Raw genomic sequence first — 12,434 nt, forward strand, 5'->3', positions numbered from 1 at the left:
GTTATTATATTGCTCTTGCTAGTATTTTACCAGATAATTTTAAGATTAGAAAAGTACTATATGTCATTTCTGTGCAGCATTGTTGTATAGCTCGAATCTTATTGTGAGGAGCGAAGAGACGTGGCAATCCAGAAAAATCAGTAAAAAAATTCTGATTTATAGCATTTTTTTACTGGATTGCTTCGTTGAAGCTTGCAGTTTCTTCTCGCAATGATGGAGTGGTATCCACGTAGGTACCGCTTGTATTCTCTTGCAATGATGATTTTAGTATCCGCACAATAATACCAATATGAAATTTATGCACTTACTTAAAAATATTACGGGAAAGAATTATATAAACGGTGAATTTGTAGAATTTGGGCAACAAATATCCGTTATTAATCCTTCAACTTTAAAAGAAATCGCTACAATTCCGAATTTAGAATTATCTGAGATTAATTCAGCGATTAATAATACGGTGCAAACTTTTGCTTCATGGTCACAAAGTTCGTTTGAAGAAAGAATAGTGATTCTTAGAAAATGGTATAATTTAGTAATAGAAAATATTGATTAGTTAAGTCATATATTAACACTAGAGCAGGGTAAAGTACTCTCTGAATCCAAAAAAGAAATTCTATACGGAGCATCTTTTATTGATTGGTATACATATGTTATACATAATATTCACGGGACTATTAAACCAGGCAGTAGTAAAGCTCATAAAATTGTTACGCAATATGAGCCTGTAGGACCGGCTATAACTCCTTGGAATTTTCCAAATGCAATGATTACTCGCAAGGTAGTATCTGCAATAGCTGTGGGTTGCAGCGTTATATTAAAACCGTCAAGCCTTACGCCTCTATCAGCTTTAATACTTGCGAAATTTGCAAGTGATGCCGGTTTGCCCGCCGGAGTATTTAACGTGATTACCGGTAATTCGGATGTTATAGGTAAGTCTTTTTGTGAAGATTTTAGGCTTCAGAAATTATCATTTACCGGTTCTACAAATGTCGGTAAAATTCTATATCAAAATGCCGCAAATACTCTGTTTATCTTTGGAACTTGGCGGAAATGCTCTTTTCATTATAACGGCAGATAATAAGTTGGAAAAAGTAGCAAGCGATTTGGTAGTTGCTAAAACTAGAAATAGTGGGCAGTCTTGTCCTTCACCAAATAGGATATTTATAGAAGAATCTATATATGAAAAATTTATAGAAATTCTAAAGGCTAAATTTACTAAGCTTAAAGCCGGTGACGGGTTTGATAAGGAATCGGATGTAGGTCCGTTAATTAATTCTGCTGCCATAGAAAAAATACAAAAGCTACTCGCTGATGCACAAAGTAAAGAAGCTAAATTAATTTGTGGTGGTAAAGCTGTTGATAATTTTATTGATCCCACTATTATTATTGACTGTTTGGATAATATGGATATCTTTAGAACAGAAATATTCGGTCCGGTAGTTGCTTGTTATAAATTTAAAGATTTGGATGAAGTAATAGAACGTGCAAATAATACCGAATACGGCTTGCAAGGATATGTATATTCAAATAATATATCTGTGGCACAAATGATAGCAACTAGGCTTGATTTCGGTATGGTTTCAATTAATAACCCATTGCCCGGAAATGCAAAAGCACCTTTTGCAGGGCGTAAAGCTTCAGGCTTTGGGGTTGTAGGCTCATTTGAAGGGATATTTGAATATCTAAATATATAAATTTACAGAATCAAGAATGCCCGCATGGTTTCTTTTATGTCATTCCTGCGAGGTATTGTTGCGTGTATCAATTTCACCTCTATCACCCCGTGGTCAAGCCACGGGGTGATACAGTTGGTTTTACTGGTCCATGCAACAACGCCAGCTTGATCACGTTATGACAATGAAAATAATAATTATGAATAAAATTATGCCTGTTCCTATAAATGATATTGAAAGAAAAATTGAAGAAATTAGCCTTATACTTGATAATTATGAACCGCTTTGTTTAATAATAGGTACAGAAAAAATAAATCACCACTTACACATAACATCTAATAATCTTGCTGAATTGTTAGATAAAAAGATACCGCTTTCAATTGAATATTTTGATCCTATAGTACGACTGATTGAACAATTTAATAAGATTGAAATCATAATACCTCAAGAATTTAATAATGCTTTATGTAATACATTATTAAACTTTGAGCATAATGATTATTCCGACGAATTACAAGAAACCGTAATTCAATATATAGAAAAATTTGATATTCTAGGGGTGGATGCGTACTAACACTCTAAAAATCTCAATAGTTTTACCGGTTTATAATAGGAATAAGCTATTATCTTTTGCTATTGAGAGCTGTCTTAATCAAAGCTTTAAAGACTTTGAGCTTATTATTATTGATGATTGCTCAAAAGATAGTAGCGTTATAGTAGCTAGGAAATATGCAGAGCAGGATTCACGTATTAAGGTAATAGTAAACGAGACCAATAAAAAATTACCGGCAAGTTTGAATGTTGCTTTTAAAGAGGCTAAGGGGGAGTATTTTACTTGGACTTCAGATGATAATCTTTTCCATGAAAATGCTTTAGAAAAAATGGTTAAGATACTTGATAATTCACCTGATATAGGGCTTGTATATACTGATTATACTTTAATCGATGAGCAAGGTAGTATAGGTGCAAGACTTTATCAAGAACCGCCGGAGTTTTTACCGATTAGAGATTGTGTCGGTGCATGTTTCTTATATAGAGCTGATTTAGCAAGACAAATAGGGGGATATAATGAAAATATGCAGTTGGTGGATGATTATGAATATTGGCTTCGTCTTGGACTGGTTACGAAATTTGCTCATATACCGGAATCTTTATATTTCTACCGCGCACATGATCAAAGCTTAACAATAGAGCGTAAAGTAGAAGCAAAACAGGCCAAAAGAGCTTTAAAAGAATTATTTAAAGATAAATACATTATAGATGATAAGATTAAGCCTATAAATGATTTATATCATTGGTTTATTGAAGATAGAAATTTAAGCTCTTATTTTAGGTTATTGAAAATAATTATTTGTAGTCCGATAATTACTATTTCTTATATTATTAAAAATCTGAAAAGAATTAGGTAATATTTTAGAATAGTGTCATACCGTGGCGGCATCATTGCGTGGATATCAAATCGTCATTGCGAAGAGAGAAGCGACGCGGCAATCCAGAAAAAATAACAAAAAATTCTGTAAATCAGAATTTTTTACTGGGTTGCTTCGTCGAATTACTTCGTAATTTCTTCGCAATGACGTAAAACCAAGCCACGGGATGACAACCAATTTACAACACCTTTAAAAACAAATGCAAGATCAAGATTTCATACATACATTAAATCCACAACAGCAAAAAGCAGTTCTTCATACTGAAGGACCGCTTTTATTGCTTGCAGGTGCAGGGACAGGTAAAACAAAAGTACTTACCTCAAGAATAGCTAATATTATTCACCAAAATTTAGCCTCACCTCAAAATATTCTAGCCGTTACTTTTACTAATAAAGCTGCTATAGAAATGGCTGAAAGAGTTAACAGTCTAATTAATTGTTACGGTCTTAATATAGGCACTTTCCACTCAATGGCAGCTAGGATATTACGTGACCAAATTGAGCATTTAAATCTTGGTTTAAATAATAGATTTACTATTATTAGTCATGATGATCAATTAAAATTAGTTAAGGATATAGTAAAACTACAAGATATTGATACTAAAAAATATGCTCCTAAATTAATACATATTATAATTTCGAGATGGAAAGATCAAGGATTATTACCAAGTAAACTATCAGCATCAGATATTAATTTACCGCTGCAGAGGGTGGCAAAACTTGTATATGAAGAATATCAGAAAAATTTACTTATTTCTAATGTTTTAGATTTTGGAGATTTGCTACTTTATAATAATGAGCTTTTTATTAAAAATCCCGCAATACTAAGATATTACCAGGAAAAATATCGATATATTTTAATCGATGAATATCAAGACACTAACGTTGTCCAATATTTATGGGCAAGAATGCTCGCAAGTTTATATAAAAATATTTGCTGTGTAGGGGATGATGATCAATCTATCTATGGTTGGCGAGGAGCAGAAGTCGGGAATATATTACGTTTTGAAAAAGATTTTGCAGGTGCAACGATTATTAAATTAGAGCAGAATTATAGATCAACTTTGCCAATACTTGCTGCTGCCTCTAATGTAATCAATAATAATAAAAACCGTCATGGTAAAACGTTATGGACAGATAAGGAAAGCGGTGAAAAGATAAAAATTATCTCTTGTTGGAGTGATAAAGAAGAAGCAAGGTATATAGCCGGTGAAATAGATAAGTTAGTGAGAGAAGACCGATATAATGCTGGTAATATTGCAATATTAGTACGAGCTGGATTTCAAACAAGAAATTTTGAGGAAGCGTTTATAAATAGTGCTATGCCTTATAAAATTATAGGAGGTTTGCGGTTCTATGAACGTATGGAAATAAGAGACGTGCTTGCTTATATTCGTATATCTTTGAATCAAAATGACAATCTAGCACTTGAGCGTATTATAAATGTGCCGAAAAGGGCAATAGGTGCAGCTAGCTTAAATAAAATTAGAATCTATGCACTTGAGCGAAATATTGCTAATTTCGCAGCTATCAAAGAAATGTTGGAAATGGGTGAGATTAAAGCAAAATCATATGAAACTCTAAAAGATTTGGTTACTAAAATTGATAATTGGCACGAAAGATTTAGTATAGATGCTCCAATAAACGTAGTTAAAGTAATACTTAATGATTCCGGTTATCTTGAAATGCTTCAAGAAGAAAAGACCGAAGAAGCATTCGGTAGAATAGAAAATATTAACGAAATGCTTAGAGCTATTGCCGAATTTAACGATGCTCATGATTTTATCGAACATGCAAGTTTAGTTATGGAAAACGAAGTGCTTGAAACTAATTACGGCGGTTCTGTTACTATAATGACCCTGCACGCAGCTAAAGGGCTTGAGTTTGACGTAGTGTTTTTACCGGGATGGGAAGAGGGGGTATTTCCGTCTCAAAGGTCTCTAGACGAAGACGGCGAAAAAGGCTTAGAAGAAGAACGCCGCATTGCTTATGTCGGTATTACGAGAGCCAAAAAAGACCTCTACATTACCCACGCCGAAAGCAGAAAGATATTTTATGAAATAGTCCGCTCTTACCCTTCAAGGTTCATAACCGAAATCCCGGATGAAATTACGATTAGGACCTCTTCTATGAAAAAATACAATTCTTTTTATAAGTTTTAATTAATTTTTATTCATAAATTTTAAATTGGTTTACATACTTTAACTAATTATTATCTAATTTAATTAATAATAATTAACAGAGGAAGTGATATGGCCAAGGAACTAATACCTGATAGACCACAAGAAAAACTTAAAACTGCTTTTGAATATCAAGTTGATAGTGCAGCAGTGATAATAAGAAAACTAGATGAAAAAGTAAAGCTTGCTTCAGAAGAGCCTTCTCTAATCAAAAGGCAAGACCTACGTTTACAAGTTGTAGTAGCAGCTATAAGTTTGTATTCTCCTGAAGTAGCAAATCAATATCTTGATGATACTAAAATAGAAAAATTGGTTGGTTTATTGAAAGAAAATAAAAAATATACTATAGATTTATTACCTAAAGAAAAAGATATATATGAAAAATTAGTAGCTAAAAATGAAGCTATGATTAAAAGCTTTCCAATATCATTTGATGGAGTAGTAGATCATATAACTGTTAAAGTACAAGCAAAAGCTTATAAGAACGCTGTTGAAATTGCTTTAACAGAAATAAGTGTAGGTGATCAACAAATACCTCGTAAAAAATATGGAAAAAAATTCTTAAAAAAAGTTAAAGAAAAATTAAATAAACCTTTTTATGATGAAGACACAGAAGAAAAAGTTGAAATTTCTACCGACACAATATTAGAGATGAAAAATTAATTAAGAAAGCTGATAAGAATATAGATTTACAACAAACTACATTAACTTCAGAACAAGTTGTGGTTCAAAACATTTTTAAAAGTACAATAGATAAATTATATGAGTTTCTTGAAAAAAACATTGAAACAAATAAAAACATAAAGCAAGGAGTAGATATAATTCAAGCAGCAGGAGTAAATAAAAGTGAAATAATAAATTCATTACTACCGGCAATAAGTAAACTACCACCTGAAAAAATGACAGAGCAAGGTAGAGAAATTATCAAGAATTTTGCTCCATTACTTGAGAGTAGCAATCCTGCACTTGTTAACGGTACTAAAAAATATTAGCAGAGTTAGATCCCAGGTATTTAACCGAACACGGATGGGAAGAAAATATAGCATCAGAATTACAAAGAGTAGTCAAGCCTAAGCTATGGCAAAGAATAGTAGCAGTTTTTACCGATACGGATTATGCTCAAAAAAATATAGATAAAGCAGTCGCTAACTTTGAAAAAAGTAATTTATATATAGATATGAAAAATTTGTCGGAAGAATTACAAAGAGAAAAACAAGCATCAAATAAAGCAATCAATATTGTAACAGCAAAAAAAGAGCAAGGTAAAGAGCAAAATAAAACAATATCCCAAAGCTATAAGTCTTCTATATCAACCCCTAATTTCATGTTGATAAGCTTAATAAAAGTAAAGAGAGTGGGCAACAACAGTCAGGGCATAGTAAATAATGATTTATATGATAATATAGTTGCAAATTTTTAAGAAGTTTGATAACTTGGCTCATTATATCCAATAACTTACTCATGAGTATTATATGGCAGAGATTATAACTAATATAAATGATACTATTGAAAAAATTAAAAAAAACGATGAAGTAACTGAGATATCGGCTGCAGTAAAAGGTAAAATAGTTGATATAAAAAACGTAAATAGTAGATTAGATACTTTGAATAAAAATATTGTTACTCCAGATCCTATTCAACAATATTTACAATCTGAAGAATATATCACTAGTACGCTTGAAGTACTTGCCAGTAAAATTATTAGTGAAGTCGTAGAACATAAAGATGTACAAAAATTAGTAGATAATTTGTATATCAATTTAGGACAAGATACAAAACTGATACCTAGTGCAGCAGATAAGTTAAAGTTTGATGTTGCAAGGGCTGAAGCAGCACTTAAGGGGTTTGTACTTCCTCTAAATAAAGGAGGATCTTTTGATGAATTATCATTGATGGGTATAGAAGATGAAGAAGAAATCTTTGCTGGTCCTATAAGAGCAACTAAAGAGGCATTAATAGCCGTAAGCGGAAATTCTATACCTAAAGAGCAATATGCACAGGCTGTAAAAGATAAAGCTATAGAAATCTTAAAACAAGATCCTAAAAACACTCCGGAAAAACTTGAGAAATATGAAAAATTTATTATTCAAGGAGATAAAAATCGGAAATTTAATAAAGATAGTAAGCAGTTTATCCCAAGAGTAAATCAATTATCTCAAGCGGAATTTAAGGAATTACAAAAGGCCGCCACTTATACGGTGCAGCAGATTAGTAATAGATTAGAAAATAATAATAAAATCAGTAAGCAATTAGAACAAACTATTATACTTACTAACTCATCAGGTATAAAGAATCCTGAAGGAATAATAAGGGAATTAAATAAGTTAGATTCTACTTATCTAACTGACAATAGTACTAAAATAACCACTGAATTAAAAGATATTAATGATGGAGGTACTTCTTTATGGGAAAAATTTAAACAGATATTTACAGATAGAAACTATTTAGAGGAAAGATTACGAAAAGTTGTAGATAAATATATTACTCTAAGTGATGAATATGTAGTGAAGACAATTAATGATAGAATCTTTTCAAATGCTTTAACAAATCCTGAAATAGCTGAAGGTCTAACAAAATTTTTGAATGAAAATAAAGATAAAGCAGCAACTAATCCTGAATTTAAAAATTTAATTCCTGTTAAGGGTGAGGCTATTATAGTTCAACCGCAAGAAGTTAATAATTTTAATTTAGCGGAACTCAGAAAAATCAATCCAATAGCATTTGATAAAACCATATTTGAAGATTTAATAAAACTAAGAAGTTCTAATATAAAGCCTCCGCAAATCACTCCTAATGTTTCTACTAAAAATCAAGCAGCAGTAAGAAGTAAGGGTTAAATTTTAATATAATTTAGAAAGTCTATGTTATTGTGAGGAAGTCGTATTGCGTGGTTCGTTTACGTCATTCCTGCGTAGGCGGAACGTTGTTGTATGGCTGGTTGTATGTCATTCCTGCGAAAGCGTGAATCCAGAAAGAAAGTATAAATACAGAAAATTTTTGAAATTAAAAGCTCGATTTATCTCGCTTTATACTGGATTCCTGCTTTCGCAGGAATGACATCGGTATCCATGCAACAATGCCTTGCGAGCAGCCATAAGCTGCGTGACAATCTCGTCAAATATCCTGAGATTGCTTCGTAAAAACTTACAATTTTTTCTCGCAATGACGATATTTATCTTTAGTTAGTAATACTTGGTGGAACGGTTAAATACTCCTCTTTCCATAGCTCGTTATAAAGAATAGGGTCGATATTACCGCCTGAGATTAGTACCAGTAATTTTTGAGGTTTGGCTTGTGTTTTTAACCAATTCACCACTGAAACCATATTTATACTACTTGACGGCTCGCATATAACTTTAAGTAAATAAGTAAGCCACGCCGTCCAGTAATATATTTCATATTCTTTTGCTAAATAAAAATGATCAAGTTTTTTCAGATATTGAAATGTACGATCTGATACACTTAAGGTTTTAAGACCGTCTGCGATGGTAGTCGGTGCCTCATCAAATCTATATATCTTATTATTTTTAACCGATAAATAAGCATCATTAGCTGTAAGCGGTTCTGAACCTATTAACAAGCTTATCGGTGATATTAATTCCTTGGCAAGGTATGAGCCGGAAATTAAACCGCCGCCGCCGCAAGAGACAAAAATAGCATCAGGACTAAAGCCTAGCTGCTGTAATGCTTCATAGCATAACGTGCCTGCTCCTGCTATTGTAGAATCACTATCGGAAGGATGTATATAGTAAAACCCTTGCTTTTCATCTTCTTTTGCTTTTTCTTCCGCTTCTTGTCGAGTATATGTATATATAACTTCACCGCCGTAATAAAGAGCTGCTTGCTGTTTTACTTTTGAAGTATTTAACGGTAAATAAATTCTTGTTTTAATACCGAATAATTTACTTGCATAAGCAAGACCAATCCCATGGTTACCCGTACTATAACCGACTATTTTATCAGGTAATTTTCCTTGCTCTTTTAATTCCAATAAATGATTTAATACTCCTCTAACTTTGAATGCACCGGTTTTTTGTAATGATTCAACCTTAAAAAAAATCTCATGACCGAGCATCTCATTTAAGCTTTCAGAGTGAACGATTGGAGTTAAATGTAGATATTGTTTTATTCTAGTATGTGCAGTAGCCACATTTTGAGAAGATTGTAGTAATAAAGTCATAAATATAATTAATAAAGATGGCTTGAAATCGCATTTATACTATATTATATAGTTAATAATTAGAAATTTTAAAAGGTTTTAATTGATGAATAAAAAATCCCTGCCGCTTATGGCATTACGAGATATGGTAGTATTCCCGGGAGTAATTGCTCCTATTTTCGTGGGTAGACAAAAATCGCTGCAAGCGTTATCTCATACTACCATTTCTGAGGAAGATAATAGTAAATATATTTTAGTAACTTTACAGAAAAAATGTGATCAAGAAAACCCTAGTAAACATGAACTTTATAACACAGCTATACTTGCCAAGATTATCCAAATAGTAAAGTTGCCTAATAATACGGCAAAAATATTAATAGAAGCAGTAGCAAGAGTAAAGCTAAGCAATATCAAAGGCGAAGAAGCTTTTAAAGCAAATTATGAAATTATTCCGGATGAAGAAATATTTGATGTTAATAACATGCGTTCATTAGTGGATAATGCAGTACAATTATTTAGTAAATATGCGATTAATGATAAGAAAGTTAATGCGGAAATTATTGAAACTATCAATAAAGAAATAAGTAATAGTACTAATTTTATAAATATTATAAATATATTAGCTTCACATCTGATAACTTCACTTGAGGCAAAGCAGCATTTATTAGAAGAAACTAGCCCTTTTAAGCGTATCACTACGGTTATTAGTACGCTTACTTCCAATATAGTCAATTCAGAAACCGAGCAGGCATTGCAGCAAAGAGTAAGAAAGCAAATCGAAAAAACGCAGCGTGATTATTATCTGCACGAACAAATGAAAGCTATTCAAAAGGAACTTGATGAAGATAAATCGGAACTTGCCGATATTGAGAAAAAAATTAAAAGTTTAAAATTATCTAAAGAAGCTAAAGAGAAAGCAGAATCAGAGCTTAAAAAACTTCGTAGTATGAATCAAATGTCGGCGGAGTCGGGAGTGACGCGTAATTATCTTGAGACTTTACTAAGTTTGCCTTGGGGTAAGTATGATAATAGCAAAATAGATATTAACCAAGCAGAGAAAATTTTAAATCGTGACCATTTTGGACTCGAAAAAGTGAAAGAACGAATTATAGAATATTTAGCAGTATTACAGCGTTCAAGTAAAATTAGAGGACCTATATTATGTTTGATAGGTCCGCCAGGGGTCGGTAAAACTTCACTTGTAAAATCTATTGCTGAAGGAATGGGCAGAAAATACACTAAATTTGCTCTAGGAGGTGTTAGAGACGAAGCAGAAATCAGAGGGCATAGAAAAACTTACCTTGGATCAATGCCAGGTAAAATTTTAGGTCAACTTAAGAAAGTTAAGACTAGTAACCCTGTAATGCTGCTTGATGAAATTGATAAAATGAGTTCTGATTTTAGAGGTGATCCGGCATCCGCTTTGCTTGAGGTATTAGACCCTGAGCAGAATAGTCACTTTGTTGATCATTATCTAGAAGTAGAATATGATCTATCAAATGTAATATTTATTGCTACTGCTAACTCACATGATTTACCTAGAGCTTTAAGTGATAGAATGGAAAAAATATATATATCCGGTTATGTAGAGGAAGAAAAGCTCCAAATCGTCAAAAATTATTTAGTGCCGAAACAATTTAAAATGCATAAAATCAAAAAAGATGAAATTACTATATCTGAGACGGCAATTTTGGATTTAATTAGATATTATACCAAGGAATCAGGTGTAAGAGCTTTAGAACGTGAAATAGGAGCGTTAACTAGAAAAGCATTAAAGCAAATTTTAGCAGATAAAACAGTTAAGCATATCGCCATAGATAGTAATAATCTTGAAGAATTTTTAGGGGCTAAAAAATATAATTTTGGGCTTGCCGAGCAAGAAGACCAAATAGGGAGTACTACAGGACTTGCTTATACTGAAGTAGGAGGAGAGCTTTTAACTATAGAGGCTTTAGCATTTCTAGGGAAAGGTGAAATAAAGACCACCGGAAAACTTGGTGATGTTATGAAAGAATCAGCAATGGCTGCCTATAGTTGTTTTAGAAGCAGAGCAACAAATTTTGGATTAAAATACGATAATTATAAAGACTTTGATATTCACATTCACGTACCGGCCGGAGCTATTCCAAAAGATGGACCGTCTGCCGGCTGTGCTTTGTTTACTACTATTGTTTCGTTAATGACTAAAATACCAGTACACCGCACTGTAGCAATGACCGGTGAAATTACTTTAAGAGGAAATGTTTTACCTATAGGTGGTCTTAAGGAGAAGTTACTTGCTGCGAGTAGGGGAGGTATTAAAACCGTATTAATTCCTGAGGAGAATGTTAAAGACTTAAAAGATATACCGTTGAATATAAAAGAAAGCCTAGAAATTATATCCGTGTCAAATATCGACCAAGTACTTAAGCATGCTTTGGTAGAAACCCCGTTAAATAAATAGAGATCAGTCATATACTCGTTTAATTTGAAAAATGGGCGTCGTTGTTTAATATTTTTTGATCTATGTGATCGTTTATGTATGCTGCAGTCAAAAAATATAAAACGCCTTGCTCTTTTCCAAATGACACTTAGTCTATCTGCTGTTCATTTACTAGAAGTATATAGTACAGGATAATTTTTAAAAACCCTCGATGTCATCCCGTGGCTTGACCACGGGATCTCGTATCGCAGACTAAGTCCTAAGATACCGCGATCAAGTTGCGGTATGACACCAAAAAAACTTGGATACCCGCTTTCGTAGGCATGACATTGGTATTCACACTGGCAATGCCTTCTCGCAATTACGGAAAAACCGAGCCATGCAATAACACCGCAATCTTTCGACTGTGGTTCAATCCATAAAATTTATTACTTTCTTATAAATAATCCCAAAAATCTATTGTTGTAAAAAAGTTGCTACAAATTATTAATTAAAAATAACTTTATCTATATAAAACACATTAAGATTTCTTAACTAATTACTAATATGATTAAAAAAATAATTAATCTAT

At 32.5% G+C, this 12,434-nt stretch carries 9 protein-coding genes and 1 pseudogene; 9 read left to right on the forward strand and 1 reads right to left on the reverse strand.

Features of this window, described 5'->3' with window-relative positions; genetic code table 11:
- Window positions 1–298: 298 nt before the first annotated feature.
- From A452_RS08145 to A452_RS0102905, 8 genes and pseudogenes are all read left to right on the forward strand, one after another.
- A pseudogene (locus A452_RS08145) lies at window positions 299–1,694 on the forward strand (NAD-dependent succinate-semialdehyde dehydrogenase).
- 163 nt (window positions 1,695–1,857) lie between these two features.
- A complete protein-coding gene (locus tag A452_RS0102875; protein WP_238533853.1) occupies window positions 1,858–2,247 on the forward strand; it encodes a hypothetical protein in 390 nt (129 codons plus the stop codon).
- The gene (locus A452_RS0102880; RefSeq protein ID WP_014412771.1) at window positions 2,237–3,082 is read left to right on the forward strand and encodes a glycosyltransferase; all 846 of its coding nucleotides are present in this window, start codon (window positions 2,237–2,239) and stop codon (window positions 3,080–3,082) included. The genes A452_RS0102875 and A452_RS0102880 overlap by 11 nt, the downstream gene beginning before the upstream one ends.
- 220 nt (window positions 3,083–3,302) lie before the next feature.
- Entirely contained in the window at window positions 3,303–5,264 is a 1,962-nt protein-coding gene (gene pcrA, locus A452_RS0102885) for a DNA helicase PcrA (protein ID WP_014412770.1), read from the forward strand.
- Window positions 5,265–5,354: 90 nt separating this feature from the next.
- Window positions 5,355–5,945, forward strand: a complete 591-nt coding sequence (locus tag A452_RS0102890; protein WP_014412769.1) for a hypothetical protein — start codon at window positions 5,355–5,357, stop codon at window positions 5,943–5,945.
- A 59-nt stretch (window positions 5,946–6,004) separates the two neighbouring features.
- Entirely contained in the window at window positions 6,005–6,274 is a 270-nt protein-coding gene (locus A452_RS08150) for a hypothetical protein (RefSeq protein WP_014412768.1), read from the forward strand.
- 185 nt (window positions 6,275–6,459) lie between these two features.
- The gene (locus A452_RS0102900; protein ID WP_014412767.1) at window positions 6,460–6,702 is read left to right on the forward strand and encodes a hypothetical protein; all 243 of its coding nucleotides are present in this window, start codon (window positions 6,460–6,462) and stop codon (window positions 6,700–6,702) included.
- Window positions 6,703–6,754: 52 nt separating this feature from the next.
- Complete coding sequence (locus tag A452_RS0102905; RefSeq protein WP_014412766.1) at window positions 6,755–8,119, forward strand: hypothetical protein; 1,365 nt, start codon at window positions 6,755–6,757, stop codon at window positions 8,117–8,119.
- A gap of 341 nt (window positions 8,120–8,460) precedes the next feature.
- Here the strand turns inward: A452_RS0102905 and A452_RS0102910 are convergent, their stop codons facing one another.
- Entirely contained in the window at window positions 8,461–9,462 is a 1,002-nt protein-coding gene (locus A452_RS0102910; RefSeq protein ID WP_014412765.1) for a serine/threonine dehydratase, read from the reverse strand.
- 85 nt (window positions 9,463–9,547) lie between these two features.
- Here A452_RS0102910 and lon point away from each other — a divergent pair, with 85 nt between their 5' ends.
- Window positions 9,548–11,884, forward strand: a complete 2,337-nt coding sequence (lon, locus tag A452_RS0102915; protein ID WP_014412764.1) for an endopeptidase La — start codon at window positions 9,548–9,550, stop codon at window positions 11,882–11,884.
- Window positions 11,885–12,434: the final 550 nt, after the last annotated feature.

The sequence above is a fragment of the Rickettsia australis str. Phillips genome (genome assembly GCF_000273745.1).
In the GTDB taxonomy this organism is placed as follows: Bacteria; Pseudomonadota; Alphaproteobacteria; order Rickettsiales; family Rickettsiaceae; genus Rickettsia; species Rickettsia australis.